The 19591-nt window shown below is 61.9% G+C and carries 11 protein-coding genes and 3 tRNA genes; 6 read left to right on the plus strand and 8 right to left on the minus strand.

Features of this window, described 5'->3' with window-relative positions; all coding sequences use genetic code 11:
* Positions 1-7: 7 nt before the first annotated feature.
* Positions 8-2596 (minus strand): bifunctional aconitate hydratase 2/2-methylisocitrate dehydratase, encoded by a 2589-nt coding sequence (gene acnB, locus FNU76_RS03600; protein WP_143856437.1) that lies wholly within the window; start codon positions 2594-2596, stop codon positions 8-10.
* Between the two features lie 294 nt (positions 2597-2890).
* Between acnB and FNU76_RS03605 the strand changes: the two genes are divergently transcribed.
* Positions 2891-3805, plus strand: a complete 915-nt coding sequence (locus tag FNU76_RS03605; RefSeq protein WP_143856438.1) for a transcriptional regulator GcvA — start codon at positions 2891-2893, stop codon at positions 3803-3805.
* Between the two features lie 164 nt (positions 3806-3969).
* Positions 3970-6684 carry an aconitate hydratase AcnA gene (gene acnA, locus FNU76_RS03610; protein WP_143856439.1) on the plus strand — a complete coding sequence of 905 codons (2715 nt, stop codon included), beginning with the start codon at positions 3970-3972 and terminating at the stop codon, positions 6682-6684.
* 5 nt (positions 6685-6689) lie between these two features.
* Here the strand turns inward: acnA and FNU76_RS03615 are convergent, their stop codons facing one another.
* The 6 genes from FNU76_RS03615 to FNU76_RS03640 all read right to left on the minus strand — a co-directional run bounded on the left by FNU76_RS03615 (position 6690) and on the right by FNU76_RS03640 (position 15011).
* Positions 6690-9341, minus strand: coding sequence for a bifunctional diguanylate cyclase/phosphodiesterase (locus FNU76_RS03615; protein ID WP_179958334.1), 2652 nt, complete (start codon positions 9339-9341; stop codon positions 6690-6692).
* Between the two features lie 125 nt (positions 9342-9466).
* A complete protein-coding gene (locus tag FNU76_RS03620; protein WP_143856441.1) occupies positions 9467-9859 on the minus strand; it encodes a hypothetical protein in 393 nt (130 codons plus the stop codon).
* 170 nt (positions 9860-10029) lie between these two features.
* Positions 10030-10416 (minus strand): hypothetical protein, encoded by a 387-nt coding sequence (locus tag FNU76_RS03625; RefSeq protein WP_143856442.1) that lies wholly within the window; start codon positions 10414-10416, stop codon positions 10030-10032.
* Between the two features lie 52 nt (positions 10417-10468).
* Positions 10469-11941 (minus strand): type II secretion system ATPase GspE, encoded by a 1473-nt coding sequence (gene gspE, locus FNU76_RS03630; protein WP_143856443.1) that lies wholly within the window; start codon positions 11939-11941, stop codon positions 10469-10471.
* Positions 11938-14136 carry a type II secretion system secretin GspD gene (gspD, locus tag FNU76_RS03635; protein WP_143856444.1) on the minus strand — a complete coding sequence of 733 codons (2199 nt, stop codon included), beginning with the start codon at positions 14134-14136 and terminating at the stop codon, positions 11938-11940. The genes gspE and gspD overlap by 4 nt, the downstream gene beginning before the upstream one ends.
* The gene (locus tag FNU76_RS03640) at positions 14133-15011 is read right to left on the minus strand and encodes a type II secretion system protein N (protein ID WP_143856445.1); all 879 of its coding nucleotides are present in this window, start codon (positions 15009-15011) and stop codon (positions 14133-14135) included. The genes gspD and FNU76_RS03640 overlap by 4 nt, the downstream gene beginning before the upstream one ends.
* Positions 15012-15384: 373 nt before the next feature.
* Here FNU76_RS03640 and FNU76_RS03645 point away from each other — a divergent pair.
* From FNU76_RS03645 to FNU76_RS03655, 3 genes are all read left to right on the plus strand, one after another.
* Positions 15385-15461 (plus strand) — tRNA-Asp (locus FNU76_RS03645).
* Positions 15462-15578: 117 nt separating this feature from the next.
* Positions 15579-15653, plus strand: a tRNA-Val gene (locus FNU76_RS03650).
* A gap of 21 nt (positions 15654-15674) precedes the next feature.
* Positions 15675-15751: transfer RNA gene (locus tag FNU76_RS03655), tRNA-Asp, on the plus strand.
* Between the two features lie 55 nt (positions 15752-15806).
* On the opposite strand, the gene FNU76_RS03660 is transcribed toward FNU76_RS03655, so the two are convergent.
* Positions 15807-17495, minus strand: a complete 1689-nt coding sequence (locus tag FNU76_RS03660; protein ID WP_143856446.1) for a methyl-accepting chemotaxis protein — start codon at positions 17493-17495, stop codon at positions 15807-15809.
* Between the two features lie 199 nt (positions 17496-17694).
* Here FNU76_RS03660 and FNU76_RS03665 point away from each other — a divergent pair, with 199 nt between their 5' ends.
* Positions 17695-19560 carry a M3 family metallopeptidase gene (locus FNU76_RS03665; RefSeq protein WP_143856447.1) on the plus strand — a complete coding sequence of 622 codons (1866 nt, stop codon included), beginning with the start codon at positions 17695-17697 and terminating at the stop codon, positions 19558-19560.
* Positions 19561-19591: the final 31 nt, after the last annotated feature.

The raw sequence follows: 19591 nt of genomic DNA on the forward strand, positions 1-19591 counted from the left end.
CCGGGATTCAGCCAATCGTCACGGTATTCGCGACGTCCTGGTAGTCCTTGATTTCATTGAAGTTGAGGTAGCGATACACCTCGGCCGACTTGGCATCCAGCACGCCCACCGCAGCCATATACTCTTCCTTGGTAGGAATACGGCCCAGCTTGGAGCAGATGGCGGCCAGTTCGGCGGAACCCAGGTAGACATTGGAGTTCTTGCCCAGGCGGTTGGGGAAGTTACGGGTGGAGGTGGACATCACCGTGGCGCCTTCGCGCACTTGCGCCTGGTTACCCATGCACAGCGAGCAGCCCGGCATTTCGGTACGGGCGCCGCTCTTGCCGAAGATGCCGTAGTAGCCTTCTTCGGTCAGTTGCTGCGCGTCCATCTTGGTCGGCGGGGCGATCCAGAGCTTGACCGGGATATCGACATTGCCGTCCAACAGCTTACCGGCGGCGCGGAAGTGGCCGATATTGGTCATGCAGGAACCGATGAACACTTCGTCGATCTTGGCGCCGGCGACTTCGCTCAGCGTCTTTACATCGTCCGGGTCGTTCGGGCAGGCAACGATGGGTTCATGGATATCGGCCAGGTCGATTTCGATCACGGCGGCGTATTCGGCATCGGCGTCGCCCTTCAACAGTTCCGGCTTGGCGATCCAGTCCTGCATGGACTTGATGCGGCGTTCCAGCGTGCGGGCGTCGGCGTAGCCATTGGCGATCATGGTCTTCATCAGGGTGATGTTGGACGTCATGTATTCGATGATGGGCGCCTTGTCCAGATGCACGGTACAGCCGGCGGCCGAGCGTTCGGCCGATGCGTCGGACAATTCGAATGCCTGTTCCACCTTCAGGTCGGGCAGGCCTTCGATTTCCAGGATCTTGCCGGAGAAGACGTTGGTCTTGCCGGCCTTGGCCACGGTCAACAGACCGGCCTTGATGGCGTACAGCGGAATGGCGTTGACCAGGTCGCGCAGGGTGACGCCAGGCTGCATCTTGCCCTTGAAGCGGACCAGCACCGATTCCGGCATATCCAGCGGCATCACGCCGGTGGCGGCGGCAAAGGCGACCAGGCCGGAGCCGGCCGGGAAGGAGATGCCGATGGGGAAGCGGGTGTGCGAGTCACCGCCGGTGCCGACGGTGTCCGGCAGCAGCAAGCGGTTCAGCCAGGAGTGGATCACGCCGTCGCCGGGGCGCAGGGCCACGCCGCCGCGGGTGGAGATAAAGGCCGGCAGTTCCTTGTGCATCTTCACGTCCACCGGCTTGGGGTAGGCCGCCGTGTGGCAGAACGATTGCATGACCATATCGGCGCTGAAGCCCAGGCAAGCCAGGTCCTTCAGTTCGTCGCGGGTCATCGGGCCGGTGGTGTCCTGCGAGCCGACGGTGGTCATCTTCGGTTCGCAATAGGTACCCGGGCGTACGCCCTGGCCTTCCGGCAGGCCGCAGGCGCGGCCGACCATCTTCTGCGCCAGCGAGAAGCCCTTGCCGGAGTTGACCGGGTCCTTGGGCAGGCGGAATGCCGTGCTGGGCGCCAGGCCCAGTGCTTCGCGGGCCTTGCTGGTCAGGCCGCGGCCGATGATCAGGTTGATACGGCCGCCGGCGCGGACTTCGTCGAACAGCACGTCGGATTTCAGTTCGAAGTTGGCGACAACGGCGCCATTCTTCTCGATCTTGCCGTCATACGGGTAGACATCGACCACGTCGCCCATGTTCAGGGCGGACACATCGACTTCAATCGGCAGCGCGCCGGAGTCTTCCTGGGTATTGAAGAAGATGGGGGCGATCTTGCCGCCCAGGCACAGGCCGCCGAAACGCTTGTTCGGCACGAAAGGAATATCTTCGCCGGTATACCAGACCACCGAGTTGGTGGCGGACTTGCGGCTGGAGCCGGTACCGACCACGTCGCCGACGTAGGCGACCAGGTTGCCCTTGGCCTTCAGTTCGGCGATCAACTTGACCGGGCCGACGCTGCCGGCGTTGTCCGGCACGATGCCTTCGCGGGCATTCTTCAGCATGGCGATGGCGTGCAGCGGGATATCGGGCCGCGACCAGGCATCCGGCGCCGGCGACAGATCGTCGGTATTGGTTTCGCCGGTGACCTTGAAGACAGTGATGGTGATCTTCTTTTCCACTTCCGGGCGGCTGGTGAACCATTCCGCATCGGCCCAGCTTTGCAGCACGGCCTTGGCGTGGGCGTTGCCGGCATCGGCCTTGTTCTTCACGTCATGGAAGTAGTCGAATACCAGCAGGGTCTTCTTCAGGCCGGCGGCGGCGATGGCGGCCAGTTCGGCCACGTCCAGCAGGTCGATCAGGGGCTTGACGTTGTAGCCGCCGACCATGGTGCCCAGCAGCTCGGTGGCCAGGGCGCGCGAGACCAGCGGCGAAGCCACGCTGCCTTCGGCCACGGCGGCCAGGAAGGAAGCCTTGACCTTGGCGGCGTCGTCCACGCCTGGCGGTACACGGTGGGTCAGCAGTTCAACCAGCACGGCCTCCTCGCCAGCAGGCGGGCTCTTCAACAGCTCGACCAGGTCGGCAACCTGATGGGCATTGAGTGGGAGCGGTGGGATACCCAGTGCGGCGCGCTCTGCGACGTGCTGGCGGTAGGCTACTAGCATGATGGTGACCTTTGCGGTTGCGGTTGCGATTTTTCCGGGAAGCACTTGCTTGCTGCCCATCCGGCCGGGACTGCCGGATCAGCTCGATGCTTTCGCACGAAGCTGCCTATTTTATATGCGATTCGGGTAGGGCGGCGATTTGCCGCTATACGGTGCTTGCCTTGATGCGCGCCAAGCTGCCCGGCGGCGGTAAAAGCGAACTCATCCCGAAGCGATTGGCGCGCAGGTTACGCGTAAGCCCGGTCGCGCACAAACGAGTAATTGCGACAGCCTCTGTGAGATAAAATCACAGCTATGAGCCAAAACCTACCGCCCTTGAATGCCCTCCGCGCCTTTGAGGCTGCCGCCCGATTGGAAAGCTTTTCGGCGGCGGCCAACGAGTTGTTCGTTACCCATGGCGCTGTGAGCAAACAGATAAAGCAGCTGGAAGAGTGGCTGGGCGTACGCCTGTTCGAGCGCAGCGGCGGCCGGGTCAAGCTGAGCGAGGTCGGCTGGCGCTATCTGGTCCAGGTCCAGGATGGCCTGGACATCATCGCCAATGCCACCGCACAACTGATGCAGCCAAACCGCCAGCGCCGCCTGGTGGTGAACTCCACCCCCACCCTGGCCATGCACTGGCTACTGCCCAGGTTGACGCAATTCCAGCGCCTGCACCCGGAGATCGAGCTGCGGCTGATGACCTCGGACCGCGATATCACCCGCCTGGACAATCCTTTCGACGTGGCGATCCGGCGCGGACCGGGCGACTGGCCCGGTTATTTCACCCACCCCTTCCTGGAGGAGTGGGAAATGCCGGTCTGCAGCCCGTCCTTGCTGGCCCATGCGCCCATTCGCCAGCCGGCGGACCTGGCGCGGCATACCCTGTTGTATGCCGATACCCGCCCGACCGCCTGGCAGCGCTGGCTGACGCGGGCCGGCGTGCCGGACCTGAAACCGGCCGCCACCCAGCAATTCGACCATTTCTACCTGGCTTTGCAAGCGGCCATGGATGGCCTGGGCGTCTGCCTGGGGCCGCTGCCGATGATGCAGGCGGAGATCGAGGCGGGAACACTGCTTGCTCCTCTGCAGGGTCCCAGCGTGCCGGTGCGGGGCTACTGCTGGATCGTACCGCGGGCTTTGATGAATGACCCGGCCATTACGGCCTTTTGCCAATGGCTGGAAAGTTGCGCACCGTCGTTGAAATCGCCACGGCAGCGCGCGGAAAAATAAAACCACGCTCGACTATCGTTATATATATGAGAAGCGCCTCGCATCCGGGCTTGCAAGTCACGGAAGCAGGACAAAGATAAAGCGTTCGCGCCAGCGTCCCGCCGCATGCGGCTCGACGCCATTGCCACTCAGGCCACTTCCCGGGCCGGTAAGAGGAGTTCACCATGCCGCACAATCTGCATAGCACGCTCAAGACACTGAACCTGCCTTCCGGCGGTACGCTGCAGTACTACAGCCTGCCGGCCCTGGAAGCCGCCGGGGTGGGACCGGTCGGCAAGCTGCCGGTTTCCATTCGCCTGGTACTGGAATCGGTGCTGCGTAATTGCGACGGCAAAAAGGTCGATGAGGACAATATCAAGGAGCTGGCCAACTGGCAGGCCACGGCCGCCCGGGTAGCCGAGATCCCTTTCGTGGTGGCGCGCGTGGTCTTGCAGGACTTTACCGGCGTGCCCTTGCTGGCCGACCTGGCCGCCATGCGCAATGTGGCGGACCGGATGGGCAAGAATCCCAAGACCATCGAACCGCTGGTGCCGGTGGACCTGGTGGTGGACCACTCGGTCATGATCGATTACTACGGCACGCCCAATGCCTTGCGGCAGAACATGGAACTGGAATTCCAGCGCAATAGCGAGCGCTACCAGTTCATGAAATGGGGCATGCAAGCCTTCGACACCTTCAAGGTGGTGCCGCCCGGCATCGGCATCGTCCACCAGGTCAATCTGGAATACCTGTTCCGCGGCGTGCAGATACGCAATGGCGTCGCCTTCCCCGACACCTTGGTGGGCACCGACAGCCACACCACCATGATCAACGGCGTGGGGGTGGTCGGCTGGGGCGTCGGCGGCATCGAGGCGGAAGCCGGCATGCTGGGCCAGCCGGTCTATTTCCTGACCCCCGACGTGGTGGGGGTGGAGTTGAAGGGCAAGCTGCGCGACGGCATCACCGCTACCGACCTGGTGCTGACCGTGACCGAGATGTTGCGCAAGGAAAAGGTGGTGGGCAAATTCGTCGAATTCTTCGGTGAAGGCGCCGCCAGCCTGAGCGTGGTGGACCGTGCCACCATCGGCAATATGGCGCCGGAGTATGGCGCCACCATGGGCTTCTTTCCGGTTGACGACAAGACGGTGGACTACCTGCGCGGCACCGGCCGGTCCGATGCCGAGGTGGAAGCATTCGAGGCCTACTTCAAGGCGCAAGGCCTGTTCGGCATGCCCGCGCCTGGCCAGATCGAATACACCACCACCCTGTCGCTGGACCTGAATGTGATCGTTCCCAGCCTGGCCGGTCCGAAGCGGCCACAGGACCGGATCGAATTGCCGAAGATGAAAGACACCTTCAACCAATTGTTCGCCGCGCCGCTCGCCAAGAATGGCTTCGGCAAGCTGCCGGCCGAACTGGGCAAGCGCTTCCCTGCCCCTCGCCCATCCGACGAAGGCGTGATGGACCTGGGACACGGCGATGTGCTGATCGCGGCCATCACCAGTTGCACCAACACCTCTAATCCCGGCGTCCTCCTGGCGGCGGGCCTGTTGGCCAAGAAGGCGGTGGAAAAGGGGCTGCATGTGCATCCGCGCATCAAGACCAGTTTCGGCCCGGGTTCGCGCGTGGTCAGCGAGTACCTGAACGAAACCGGTCTGCAGCCCTATCTGGATAGGCTGGGTTTCAATATCGCCGCATTCGGCTGCACCACCTGCATCGGCAATGCCGGCGACCTGGCGCCCGAATTCAACGAGGCCATCGTCCAGCACGACCTGATCGCCGCCGCCGTGCTGTCGGGCAATCGCAATTTCGAAGCGCGCATCCACCCCAATATCCGGGCCAACTACCTGGCCAGCCCACCCTTGGTGGTGGCTTTTGCCTTGGCAGGGCGGGTCAATATCGATCTGGAGCACGAAGCTTTGGGTACCGGCAGCGATGGGCAGCCGGTGTTCCTGCGCGATATCTGGCCCGCTTCCGGCGAAATCGAGGCGCTGATGCACCACGCCATGAATCCGGCCACCTTCCGCCGCCTATATGGCGATTTCACCCGCGACCACGATCTGTGGAACGCCATTCCGGCGCCAGCCGGGCAAGTCTATACCTGGCCCGACTCGACCTATATCGCCAAACCGCCCTTCTTCGACCATTTCAGCATGCAGACCGGCCAGATCGGCGATATCCATGGCGCCCATGCGCTATTGATATTGGGCGATTCGGTCACCACCGACCATATCAGCCCGGCCGGTTCCTTCCGCGAATCCACCCCGGCCGGCCGCTACCTGCTGGAACGGGCGGTACTCAAGCCGGATTTCAACAGCTATGGCAGCCGCCGCGGCAATCACGACATCATGATACGGGGCACCTTCGCCAACGTTCGGGTGAAGAACCTGATGCTGCCGCCGAAGGAAGACGGCAGCCGCGTGGAAGGCGGCTTCACCTTGCTGGATGGCCACCAGGCCACGGTCTACGACGCGGCCATGCAATATATCCGCAGGGGCGTACCGACCGTGGTGTTCGCCGGGGAGGAGTACGGCACCGGCTCCAGCCGCGACTGGGCCGCCAAGGGTACGCAACTATTGGGCGTGAAAATGGTGATCGCACGCAGTTTCGAGCGCATCCACCGCTCCAACCTGGTGGGCATGGGCGTCTTGCCGCTGCAATTCAAGGGTGACGACAGCCACGAAAAGCTGGGACTGAAGGGCGATGAAAGCTTCGATATCCTGGGCGTGACCGAAAACCTGCGGCCCCAGCAGGATCTGACGCTGGTGATCACCCGCAAGGACGGTAGCAGCCAGGCGGTGCAGCTGCTGTGCCGTATCGATACGCCGATCGAGGTCGATTACTACAAGCACGGTGGCATTCTGCCCTTCGTGCTGCGAGAACTGATGGCAAGGGACTAGCTCCCTCAGCCCTTCGCCGGCACCGGCTGTGCCGGCGGCACCGTGCCGTCGGCCCGCTCCAGCAGTTCGGCGATGCGCAGTGCGAATGCGTCGGCGGGCAAGGGACGGCTGAAATAATAGCCCTGGATGTAATCGCAGCCCATCTCGCGCAATAGCTGCCATTGCTGTGCTTGCTCCACGCCTTCGGCGGTCACGCTGGCGCCCAAACCCTTGCCCATGGTGATCATGCTGCGCACCAACAGGCGCGAGGCTTCGTTTTGCAGGTCGTCGATAAACTGCTTGTCCAGTTTGATCTTTTCCACCTGGTAGCGTCGCAAATAGCTGAAGGTGGCATAGCCGGTACCGAAGTCGTCGATGGCGATATTCACCCGGGCTGCTTGCAGGGTGCTGAGATTGGCGGAGATTTCCGGCGAGTCGTCCAGCGCCAGCCCTTCGGTAACCTCGAATTCCAACTGCGAACTATCGACGTCATGGCCTTGCAGGATAGCCAGCAGACGGGCGGCCAGATTGGCATCGGTCAGTTGCCTGGGCGAGAGATTGATGGCCAGCTTGAGCCGTACCGGCAGCGTTTGCTGCCAGCTGGACAGTTGCCGCAAGGCCGTATCCAGCACCCATTCGCCCAACTCCACGATCAGCCCGGTTTCTTCGGCGATAGGGATGAATTCGACCGGCGAGATCGGTCCCAGTTCGGCATGCGTCCAACGCAGCAGGACTTCGGCGCCGACCGGCTTACCGGTACGGGCATCGACGAAAGGCTGGTAAGCCAATGTCAGCCCGCCCTGTGCCACGGCTTGCCGCATGGCTTGCGCCAACGCCAGACGGCGTTCGGTACTGGCGCGCAAGTGTTCGCCAAACCAGACCACGCTTTCCTTGCTGTGGTAGGCCTGATCCAGCGCCAGCGTGGCTTCCTGCAGGCGGGCAACACCCAATGCCTCCGCCGGGCAATGCGTGGCGCCAATGCGGCATTGCGGCCGATAGGCGTGCTCGCCCAGTTGATAGGGCGCCATCAAGGCGTCCACCATGGCCGCCAGGCGTGCCTGTACCCGCTCCGGCGCGGCGGCATGCAAGAGCAGATCGAAACGTTTGCCGCCGCTGCGCGCGACCAGTTCGTCCTCCTCCAGCAAATCCAGCAGCCGGTCGGCCAGTTCAACCAATAAGCGGTCGCCGCCTTCGCGGCCCAACAACAGGTTCACATCCTCCAAGCCCTCCAGCCGCAGTACGGCCACCACCACCATCCCGCTCCAGCTGTGCCGCAGGCTATCCAACTCCTGGCTCAGCCGCAGTGCGCTGGAGAGGCCGGTGAGCGGATCGAAATGGACGTGGCGGTGCAGCGCGTATTCGATACCGCGCCGGCTGCTGGCTTCCAGGGAAAGTGCCGCCAGCGCAGCCGCCGACACCAGGAAATTGCCTTCATCCTGCTGCCAACCCAGCCGGCCGCCACGCTCGGCGATCAATTCGCCCACCAGGCGACCATCGCGCATGATGGCAGCGCTCGCGCGGGGGAAGACATCGTGGTGCATCAGCACGAAGTCGCGCGCCAACTCCGCACGGCGAGCCAGCGGCACCCCGACGATATCCATGCCATCGATCGCCCGATCAGCCGGCACCACCACATCGAATATCACCTGCTCGGGCGCGTGTTCGCCATATAAGACCAAACTGAAGCGGCGTCCCTGCAGCGTTTGGGCCAGTATCCCCGCGAAGAGCCGCCAGAAGTCCTCGTCTATCCCATCTTCGCTCTGGCGGTGCGAATAGACCAGTTCGACCAGGGCGACGGTCGCGGCACGCTGGCCATCCTGTCGGCGTCCAACCGCCAGCAAGGCACGATGGTAGGAGCGGGCATTGCGCAGCAGGGCGTAGCAGATCAATAACACCATCACCACCAGCCACATCGCCGGCTGGATAATGGCGCGCAAGAAGGCACTGCCGCTGAGGGTCGGCGTCCAACTGGCGTAAAGCGGCTTTGTCAGCCTGGTGGTGACGACATTCGCCGCATCAGGCCTGGCGCCGGCAACAAGCACCAAGTCCTGCAAGCGCTGCGCCGCGAGAATGTCGGAGAGGCGCGCCTGATCGACGCAGCGGGCGAACAGCAATACCCGGCTACTATCCGCTTCCGGCTGGGTCTGCGACTGCACCCGCTGGGCCACTACCCAATAGACATGCTTGTCCCAGACAAGATCGCGCGCCAATACTTCACCCGGCGCCAAGGCCAGCGTATCGCGCAAAAAACGCTGCCAGTCCGGCTGCCGGCCCAGATCGAACTCGGCTGGCTTGTGCCATTGGCCTTTCAGCATCAAGCGAAAGACGGGGCCTTCGGCCTCGCTCAGCAACATGAGATCGATATTCAGTTTGGAGTAGAGTGTTTCGGTCGTACTGCTGTCGAACCAGTCCAGGTCCGGACGCTGCTTGCCGCCGACGCGCTGGTACATATCGTCCCAGACCGCGTACTCGGTGATGCTGGAGGCCAGTTGCCGGCGCGATTCGTCCAGCATGGCTTGGACCAGTACTTCTTCGGCCTTGATCGATGCTTCGTTTTGCTGATTGGAAGTATGTAGCAGCAGCAGCCCAATGCCGACGATCAAACATAACACCAGCGCAAGCAGCAGTGCGGCGAAGCGGTCGAAAAAGCTGAAGGACCATCGCAAACGAATACTCATGCAGGGTTCCCGAAAGACGGCGTGTCTAGGTTCGCTGAGCCAACTATAGCCTAGACTGGTCGGGATGCCCCTCGCGTTGCGCGGCGGGGGCATGTGATGGTATTGGATGCGTTGACTGGAACCTATTAAACCAAGCTCGTTCCCACCTGCATGTTTTTGTAGGTTGCAAGGGCCGTGGATATGGTGACTGGCAACGCACATACGGCGCCACCCAATCCGAGCGAGAAAATGATCTTGCAGGCAAGTGGCCACGGCACGGCAAACGACGCGGCAACAAGCCCGGCCCCTAAAGCTATCGGGCAGGAGGCGCCAGCGATTACCGACCCCAGGAAGATACGGCGTGCCAATTTTGCTTCATCGGAATCATTCGATGGGGCTTGGGCTTGATGATTGCCTGAAAGACCCCTGGAATAAGCTGGCGAACCGCTGATCGGCTGAAGCAGCCTATCGCTCGCATTAGCTGCCGTATTACCGGATGGATAAAATCTGCCCGATGACGTATTGATGGTATTTTTCATGGGAATGCACCTTTATCCGCGTATGAAATAAGAATGGGAAAAGCATACCCACAATGCCCCGCTTGCATATATGGCATATCAATTCATGTTTAAATTCAAATAAAATGACTTCTGTAATTCAAGAAAAATTATGATTTTTCATTAAAACAGCGAACGCATGGAAGCCGCGCTTATTCCACCATGGGCTCGCTGGGTCCCGGTACATCGAGCGTCAATCCCAACTCGGTGCACACCACCTCGGGCTCACGGGTGGCGAATACCAGCGTCTGGCGCATGGAGCCCTGCCGTAGATTGACGCCGATGGACTTGGTGATCTTGTCATAGCTGGCGCTATAACCCTGATCCTCGGTGTTGTTGTCCACCAGCATGGTGCCGGGCTTCTGGTAGATCCGGCCGAAGGAGACACGGCTGCAAGCTTCCAGGCTGTCGACCTTCTTGACGATGGCCGGCAGGTCCAGCTCGCTGACCTGCAAGGCCAGCACGGCTTGACCGTCGAGCTTCTTGCCCTTGCAGCTCACCGTGAGGTAAGGCTCTTTCTTCTTGCCCAGTCCGAACATCTGCTTCTCCCTGGTGGAAGTGCGCGCGCCGATCCGTTCCGCCGTTTACCTGCTAACCCTCCCGGGTAACCCGCAGAATCTCTTCCAGTGTAGTGCGTCCGGCAATGACTTGCGTGATGCCGTCGTCGCGCAGGCTGGTCATGCCGCGGGTGTTGGCGTAATCGCGGATGCGTGCTTCGCTGGCGCCATCATGGATCAGGCGGCGGACTTCGTCATCCACCGACAGCAATTCATAGACCCCTGCCCGGCCCTTATAGCCCAGTTGATTGCAATGATCGCAGCCGACGGCGCGGTAAAGCGGGCGCGGCTCGGACATGCCCAAGGTGGCCATTTCCACCTGGTCCGGGGTGTAGGGCTGCTTGCAGGCAGGACAGAGCTGGCGGAACAGCCGTTGTGCCAGTACCCCGATCAGGCTGGATGCCAGCAGGAAAGGTTCGATGCCCATATCCACCATACGGGTGACCGCGCCGGGTGCATCGTTGGTGTGGATGGTGGCCAGTACCAGGTGACCGGTCAACGAGGCCTGCACGGCGATCTGCGCGGTTTCCAGATCGCGGATTTCGCCGATCATGATCACATCCGGGTCCTGCCGCAGAATGGCGCGCAAAGCCCGTGAAAAAGTCATTTCGATGCGGGCATTGACCTGGGTCTGGCCCACTCCGTCGAGGTCGTACTCGATCGGGTCTTCCACCGTCATGATATTGGTACTGGTCGCATCCATGGCCGCCAGGGCGGCGTACAGGGTGGTGGTCTTGCCGGAACCGGTCGGGCCGGTGACCAATACGATGCCGTGCGGCTGGGCGATCAGGTTGTGCATGGTATTGAGCGTATGGCCCACCATGCCGAGTTTTTCCAGATCCAGGCGGCCGGCGGACTTGTCCAGCAGCCGCAACACGGCCCGCTCGCCATGGCCGGTAGGCAGCGTGGATACCCGCACATCGACCGGCCGGCCGGCGATGCGCAAGGTAATACGGCCGTCCTGCGGCAAGCGCTTCTCGGAAATATCCAGGTTGGCCATCACCTTGATCCGCGACACGATGGCGGCATGCAACTGGCGCTTGGGCTCGATCACGTCCTTCAGCTTGCCGTCGATCCGAAAACGCACCACCGACCGGGTCTCGAAGGGTTCGATATGGATATCGGATGCCCCTTCGCGCAAGGCTTCGGTCAGCAAGGCGTTGATCAAGCGGATGATGGGCGCGTCGTCTTCGGCTTCCAACAAGTCTTCGATGGCCGGCAGATCCTGCGCCAGGCGGCTCAGATCCAGGTCGGCGGCCACGTCTTCGGCCACATCGGCCGAATGGCTGTCGCTGCGGGCGAACAACTGCGCCAGGCGCGCATCGAAGGCGCTGCTGGGCATGGTCTCGACCTGCACCGGCCGGCCAAGATTGCGGCGCAGCTCCATCAGGCCGGCCAGATCGGCGCCTTCGCGCAAGAGTACCGACACCGTCCCGTCGTGCTCAGCGATATCCACCACGCCACGGTTGCGGGCAAAGCTGTAAGTAGTGACACGTGCGTAAGTCATGGCTTGCCAAGCGTCTTCACGGTGACGGCGGTCTTGTCTGCTGCCGGCTGCGGATCGGCGGCCGGCACCGGCTCGGCCTGCGGCATCGGCTCGGCGGGCGCGACAGGCGCGGCCTGGTCGGCCACGCCGATCTTGTCGGTCGACCCATGCGCGGCGATCGGCACCGAGGCCGAGGAAGGGCGACGAAGATCGATCGCCGGCAACTGCACCTTGGGCAGGTCGGGCAACATCCAGCGGCTATCCATCTTGTAGGCGCCCTGGGCATCGCGCAACTGCTGGTAGCGCTCGCCACTCAGTGCGCCGGCACTGACACCGTCACGCAGGATGACCGGCCGCAGGAACACCATCAAATTGGTGCGCTTGCTTTCACGATGCTCAAAACGGAACAAGTTGCCGATCAGGGGAATGCTGCTGAGCAGGGGTACCCGATTATCGGTCTGGCTGACCTTGGTTTCGATCAGGCCGCCCAGCACGATGACCTGGCCGTCGTCCACCAGGACCTTGGAATCGATCTTGCGGGTATTGATGGCCACGCCATTGCCCGAGGTATCGACGGTGGGGGCGGCACTGGACACTTCCTGCGAAACCTGCAGGGTGATGGCGCCGCCTTCGGAAACCTGCGGCTTGATCTTGAGCTTGATGCCCACTTCCTTGCGTTCGATCGTGTTGAAGGGGTTCTGTCCGGCGAGGGTGGCCGCCTGCTTGCCGGTCACGATGGGCAGATCCTGCCCCACCACGATGGAGGCTTCTTCATTGTCCAGCGTCAGGAGATTCGGGGTGGACAACACATTGCCTTCACCGCTGGCTTCGATCGCCGTGGCGATCATGGCCAGGTTGGGTTTCTTGCCCGTGCCGTCCACGCTGCCATTGATCAAGCCCAGGGTGAAGCCCGCCGGAATACCCGTCTTGTTCGCGATGCCGGCGATGATGCTGCCCAAATTATTATCCTTGGTCCCAATATTGCCGATCCCCACCGCGTTGACGCTCTTATTGCCGCCGCCGACCAGCCACTGGACACCGAAATCGCCGCCCTTGTCGATCAGCACTTCCGCGATCATCGCTTCGACATAGACCTGGGCGCGCCGCACATCGAGCTTGTCGATCACCGCACGGATATTGTTGTAGACATTGTCCGGCGCGGTAACGATCAAGGCATTGGTGGTGGGATCGGCCTGGATCGCCACGCCCGGCGAGATCTGCCCGCCGCCGCCGCTGCTCGGCGCCGACGAGGGAATCGCGGCCGGGGTCTGGCCGCTGTTGTTGGTACTGCTGACGCTGGTAAAGGTGCTGCCGGGCGTCGCCGCCACATCGGTGCCGGTCAGGATGGCCTTGAGCGTGGCCGCCAGCTTGGGCGCTTCGGCATTGCGCAGATAGATCACATGGATATTGCCGCCGTTGGCGCCCTGCTTGTCCAGGGTATCCGCCAACTGCCTGATCTGCGCCAGGCTGGTGGCGTTATCGCCACGGATAAGCAGCGCGTTGGCGCGCAGATCGGCCACCACCACGGTCTTGCGTATACCTTCGAACTGGGCGCCGGGAATGCCGCCGCTGGCGACGCCGGAAACGCTGACCTCGGGCATCAGCCGGCCTATCATCTGCGCCACATCGACCGCCGAAGCATATTTCAGCGGCAAGGTGACCATATCGCCGGCGGAGGGCTGGTCGATGTTGCCGATGATCTGGTTCAAGCGCTTCACATTGTCGGCGTAGTCGGTGATCACCAGCATATTGGAGCCGGGATAGGCCGCGATGGAATTGTTCGGCGTGATCAGCGGCCGCAGGATGGGCACCAGCTGAGCGGCCGACTCATACTTGAGCGGATAGACTTGGGTGACGATGCGGTCGCCACCGACATTGAATTTCTTGCTGACGGTCGCGCCGAAATTCTGCTTTGCATCGGCTTCCGGCACGATGCGCACGGATGTCGGCGTTTCCACCACCGAAAAGCCCTGCAGGCGCAAGGCGGACAAGAGGATCTCGTAGACCTCGCTCTTGCGGACCGGGCTGGACGAGACGATATTGATCGTGCCCTTCACCCGCTGGTCCAGTACGAAGTTCTTGCCGGAGATGAGTCCGACCGCCTTGACTGTCGAATCGATGTCCGAATTGACGAAATTCAGCATCACCTTGTCGTCCGCCGCCATGACCTGGCCGGCAAGCATGAGCGCAAGGGCGATAGTTTTAATCTTCTTCATGGCGCGGTAGGGCTCTCAATGCGGTAGCGCAAGTTCATGGGGGTGCCATTGCGCTTGATTTCAACGGATATTTGCGAGGCGCGACTGAACGCCGAGTAAAGCGCGGAAATGTCGCCAACGTGGGTCAGCGGTGCGCCGTTCACGGATTTCAGGATATCGCCGCTCTGTAGACCCAGCGGGGCGGCCAATGGTTGCGAAGCAGCGTTCTGTACGGTAATTCCGCCGCCCGGCGCTTCGCCCAGGCCGCGCGACCAATCGGCCACGTTCAGGCGCTGCAAACCCTCGACCAGTTCCTGGCGATGGAGAGAGCGTTCGTTTTCCTTGCGCAATTCGAAGCGTTTTTCCGTTTGCGGCTCGGCCGGCGGCGCTTCCATCGGCGCGGCGGTGATCAGCGACGAATCGCCCCCCCCGGCCGGCGTGGTATCGGCGGTGCCGATGGTGGCGGCCGGCTTGGCGTCCAGTTCCATCCGCTCGCGGCGGCCACGGTTATCCAGCAACACATATTCGGCATTGACTTCGACCAGGCGTACGCCGGCTTCCACTTCGCCGCCGGTCTTGATCGCCAGGGCCGGTTGGCCTGGCACTTCAAACACCGCCACGGCCGGCGATGCGGTGGCAATCACGCCGCGTAGCTTGAAACTGAGGGTGGAAGGTTGCGGCTCGCCATTGGAAGGGCTACCGAACAGACCGTTCAGGGCGCTCATATCCAGTTGGGGCGGGCGTTGCAGCTGCTTGGAAGGCGCGGCCACCGGCGGCAGGGGGCGCGGCGAGAATATCTGCCAGAACAAGCCGGCGGCGAACCAGGCCACCAAGACCAACAGGATGGCATGCAGGCTGCGATAGAACCAGGGCGTTGCGGGCAGGGAAACAATCATCCGGTTTGGCTTATAAGTTCGGTTCTAAAAGGGTTGCGCATTAGTCAAGCAATGCGGAGGGGCCAGCATTTATATCAGCAAGCCCGACGGGCCGCCATCCTGTCGTTGCCTTAGAAAGCGCGAGAAAAGCAGCCTGCCCCGCGCCTGGCAAGGCTACTTACCGCGACGACGGCGCGTGGGCGGGGACCGAAAATCGAAAAGTCATTGATTTAAAATAAACGATTGGCGCCAATGTTTTTCGCGCCGCGAACATGATGCCCGGCATGCCAATTTTTATCGGATTTCCTTTGTGCAACAGCGTTGACACAATTCGAAAGGCTATGCTTTAATCCGCCCCCTTGCAGCAAACGATGAGTTGCAGCGAGGCCAACGCGGAGTGGTAGTTCAGTTGGTTAGAATACCGGCCTGTCACGCCGGGGGTCGCGGGTTCGAGTCCCGTCCACTCCGCCAGAATCAAGATGGTCGCCGCAGCAGCAAGCGTCGGCCAGCCAAACGACGAAAGACTTGACGTAGTTTGGCAGCGCATGTTTCAATGCGCCCCTTTCCGAAATCGGAAACACGGATTTCGGGCGGTTAGCTCAGGGGTAGAGCACTGCCTTCACACGGCAGGGGTCACTGGTTCGATCCCAGTATCGCCCACCAAAGTCATGTAGTTGCAGTACTGGAGTGGTAGTTCAGTTGGTTAGAATACCGGCCTGTCACGCCGGGGGTCGCGGGTTCGAGTCCCGTCCACTCCGCCAATAAAGAGAAAAGCCCAACCTGTGAAGGTTGGGCTTTTCTTATTTCCACTGCCGTTTATACCTTGAAGCGATTCACGGTGTCCTGCAAGCGTCCTGCCAACGATCTCAGCTTGTCGGCCGAGCTGGCGGCAATCGCCACCGACTGCGCATTGCCCTCGGTCATCATGGCGATCTGCTCCATATTGCGGGCAATCTGATGGCTGGCGGTGTTTTGCTGGTCGGTTGCGGTGGCGATCTCGCCGATATGCTGACCGGCCGTGTTCGCGGCGGTATTGATCTGCTGCAGCGATTCCGCGGCACGGCGCGAGAAGGATGAGCCGCGGCTGACCAGGTCGGCATGGTGCGCCATGGCGTCGCCCGCACTGCGTGATTCCTGCTGGATGGCATCGATGGTGGAAGCGATTTCGCGGGTTGCCACGCTGGTCCGTTCCGCCAGCTTGCGCACCTCGTCCGCCACCACGGCAAAGCCCCTACCCTGCTCGCCCGCCCGGGCGGCCTCGATGGCCGCATTCAAGGCCAAAAGATTGGTCTGGTCGGCGATATCGCGGATGGTATTGGCGATCACGCTGATCTGTGCCGAGCGTTGGCCCAGCTGGCCCACCACGGCGGCCATGGTTTCCACCGCGGCGGCCACCCTGTCCATCTCGCCGGCCGCCTCTTGCGCCACTTCACCACCCTCGCGCGCCAAGCGGCTGGTCGCGGCCGACTGGTCCGCCGCTTCGTGCGCTTCGGACGACACATGGCCGATACTGGTACTGACCTGCTCCACCGAAGCGGAAACGGCGGCCGCCAGATCGCTCTGCTGCATGGAAGACTGGCTGACCTTGGCGGCTGCATCCGCCAGCCGAACCGACTCAGCCAGCACCTGGTTGGCGTCTTCGCGTATCTCGCTGATCACGGCACGGAAGTGATTCAACAGGCTATTGAAGGCCTTGGCGATACCGGCGATTTCATCGTTGCCCCGGACCGGCATCGCCAAGGTGAAGTCGCCGCTGGATTCGACCTGGCCGGCGCGTTCCGCCAACTCATGCACCGTACCGGCGATACGGCGGGTCGCCATGATCGTCACCGCGGAGATGGCGAAGAAGCCGGCCAGCACCGCCAGCCCCACGCTACCGATGCCCTTGTTGATCTGGCCGGCCACCTGGTCCACCGGCACCGTCACCGCCACCACGCCCCGTACATCACCCACTTTCCAGTCCTTCTTGGGTGAGTCCGGCCGGGAGTTATGGCAAGCAACGCAGCCCTCCTTCATGATGTCGGCCACGGCATAGCGCGCGTACAACTTGTCGCCGCGCTTTTCCATCTTGGTCTGCGGGACCTTGGGTGCTTTTTCGAGGGCGGCAATGGCGCTCATCTCGAATTCGTCGTAGCGCTCATTGGTCCGATTAGGGAAGGGGTGGCGGCTATAGAGCCGGATCGCCATGCCCGGGTGGTCCTTGGTGATGCTTTCACCCAGGGTCTTGACCAGGGTGGCGGGCAGCGGCAACGTATTGTCCGCCGTGAAGAAATCGAAATTGAGCTTCATGCCGGCCTTCTTGGCGCGCGGACCGATCTCGGCGGTATAGAAGCTGCGCAATGTCACGATCTGGCTGGCGAGCGCTTGCGCGGTATTCATGCCGGCCGCCTCGACGGTGCGTTCGCGGATATGGGCCAGGATGGCCATCACCGCACATAACATGGCGACACCCGCCAACAAGACGGGAATCATTAGCTTGCGACCCAGACCACCGCGCTGCAGCATCGTGCTCTCCTTCCATCCGACCCACCTACCCGGCCGGAGCAGAAAATTAATGAACGCTGACGCCTATATATATAGTTCACGCCCGTTCTGATGTCTGCCCGACTGCGCAATCGCCACAGCACCAAGAATTGTCTTCACCCGGCCACATCGTTGGCGCTATCCTGCCCACCCGCACCCCAAGCCAAGAGCGCCCCTTACCATGGAAAACGCCCGCCAGTTCTTTGAGCAATTGAATCGCGACTATCTCGCCGTACATAAACACAAGGAAGACCTGTTCTGGTCCACCTATATGGCAACCAGCGACGATCACGCCGGTTTTGCCCAGGCGGAACAGGCTTACAAGGATTTTATTTCCGCGCCCGATCGGCTGGCCGAAACCCGCGCACACCTGGCCAGCCTGGATGCCGCGCCGGAAAGCGCCGACCGCGATGCGTTGCGACATGGCCTGCAGGGCTGGCTGGCGTTGTTCGAGAGCAATATCGTGGACAACGAAACCGCCCGCACCCTGATGCGCGAGTTGATCGAAACCGAGTCGGCGCTGTTCGCCAAGCGCCAGCAACTGACTCTGCAACATATCAATGAGCAAGGCGAACGCGAGGACGCTTCGCTGTCGATGCTGGCCACCAACCTGTCGATGAATCCGCAGGAAGCCTCCCGGCGCAGCTCCTTCGAGAGCCTGCGCTCGCTGGAAACCTGGGTATTGGAAAACGGCTATCTCGACATCGTGCGCCTGCGCAACCGCTTCGCCCGCTCGCTGGGTTTCCGCGACTACTTCGACTACAAGGTGCGCAAGAACGAGCAGATGTCGCCCGAAACGCTGTTCGGCATCCTGGACGACTTCGAAACCCGTACCCGCGCCGCCAATACCCGTGCCCTGCAAGGCTTGCGGACAGCGCACGGAGAGGATGCGGCGCAACCGTGGAATCTGCGTTTCCATATGAATGGCGATGTGCTGCGGCGCATGGATCCCTATGTGACCTTCGGCAAGGGCTTGCGCCGCTGGGTGGAAAGCTTCCGCCGCCTGGGCATCCAATACCGCGGCGCCACCATGCAGCTGGATCTGCTGGAGCGTAAGGGCAAGTACCAGAATGGTTTCTGCCACGGCCCCATCCCCAGCTACTTCGACGAACGGGGCAACTGGATTGCGGCGCAGATCAACTTTACCGCCGAGGCCAAGCCCGATCAGGTCGGCAGCGGCTGGCGCGCGCTCAACACGCTATTTCACGAAGGCGGCCATGCGGCCCACTTCGCCAATGTGACGCAAAATTCGCCCTGCTTTTCGCAGGAATTTGCGCCGACTTCGATGGCGTATGCCGAAACCCAGTCCATGTTCTGCGATAGCTTGCTCGAAGATGCCGATTGGTTGAAGCGCTATGCCGTCAACGAGACCGGCGAAGCCATTCCGGATGAGCTGATCCGTGCACGGATCGAAACCAGCCAGCCCTTCGCCGCCTACAACGAACGGTCGATCGCCGTGGTGTCTTACTTCGAATCCGCGCTGTATGGCATGGATGAACGCGAGTTGACGCCTGCCGGCGTGCTGGCCTTGGCGCGCGCCACCGAACAGCGGGTACTGGGCGTGGAAAGCCCCCGTCCGATGCTGTCCATCCCCCACCTGCTGAACCAGGAATCGGCCGCCGCCTATCATGGTTATCTGCTGGCCCATATGGCGGTCTACCAGACCCGCGCCTACTTCCTGGAGCGCTTCGGCTACCTGACCGACAATCCGGCCATCGGCCCCTTGTTGTCGCAGCATTACTGGGGACCGGGCAACAGCATCAATCACAACGCCACCCTGCTGAGCCTGACCGGCGAAGGATTCTCGGCCCGTTACCTGGCGGAGAAGTGCAATCTGACCGTGGATGCCGCTTGGCAATCGGCCCAGGCCAGCATTGCCGCCGCCAAGCAGCGTGATTATTCGGCGGACTATCCGGCCCAGCTGGATGCCATCATCCGTATCGTCCATGGCGACCAGGTGCTGGCGGACAATAGCGTGTCGGAAACGGCGATGTGTGCCGACTTCGAACAGTGGGTGGCAAGCAACTATCCCGCCACTATCCACTGACCAAGGCCACTCAAGCGGCCAGCACCAGACA

Origin of the sequence: Chitinimonas arctica (assembly GCF_007431345.1) — a bacterium.
In the GTDB taxonomy this organism is placed as follows: domain Bacteria; phylum Pseudomonadota; class Gammaproteobacteria; order Burkholderiales; family Chitinimonadaceae; genus Chitinimonas; species Chitinimonas arctica.

What these genes read in the sequence shown, in the direction of transcription:
- FNU76_RS03605 (WP_143856438.1), top strand. Translation starts at nt 2,891, where the DNA reads ATGAGCCAAAACCTACCGCCCTTGAATGCCCTCCGCGCCTTTGAGGCT.
- FNU76_RS03620 (WP_143856441.1), bottom strand. Translation starts at nt 9,859, where the DNA reads ATGAAAAATACCATCAATACGTCATCGGGCAGATTTTATCCATCCGGT.
- FNU76_RS03665 (WP_143856447.1), top strand. Translation starts at nt 17,695, where the DNA reads ATGGAAAACGCCCGCCAGTTCTTTGAGCAATTGAATCGCGACTATCTC.
- acnA (WP_143856439.1), top strand. Translation starts at nt 3,970, where the DNA reads ATGCCGCACAATCTGCATAGCACGCTCAAGACACTGAACCTGCCTTCC.
- FNU76_RS03660 (WP_143856446.1), bottom strand. Translation starts at nt 17,495, where the DNA reads ATGCTGCAGCGCGGTGGTCTGGGTCGCAAGCTAATGATTCCCGTCTTG.
- FNU76_RS03615 (WP_179958334.1), bottom strand. Translation starts at nt 9,341, where the DNA reads ATGAGTATTCGTTTGCGATGGTCCTTCAGCTTTTTCGACCGCTTCGCC.
- acnB (WP_143856437.1), bottom strand. Translation starts at nt 2,596, where the DNA reads ATGCTAGTAGCCTACCGCCAGCACGTCGCAGAGCGCGCCGCACTGGGT.
- FNU76_RS03640 (WP_143856445.1), bottom strand. Translation starts at nt 15,011, where the DNA reads ATGATTGTTTCCCTGCCCGCAACGCCCTGGTTCTATCGCAGCCTGCAT.
- gspE (WP_143856443.1), bottom strand. Translation starts at nt 11,941, where the DNA reads ATGACTTACGCACGTGTCACTACTTACAGCTTTGCCCGCAACCGTGGC.
- FNU76_RS03625 (WP_143856442.1), bottom strand. Translation starts at nt 10,416, where the DNA reads ATGTTCGGACTGGGCAAGAAGAAAGAGCCTTACCTCACGGTGAGCTGC.
- gspD (WP_143856444.1), bottom strand. Translation starts at nt 14,136, where the DNA reads ATGAAGAAGATTAAAACTATCGCCCTTGCGCTCATGCTTGCCGGCCAG.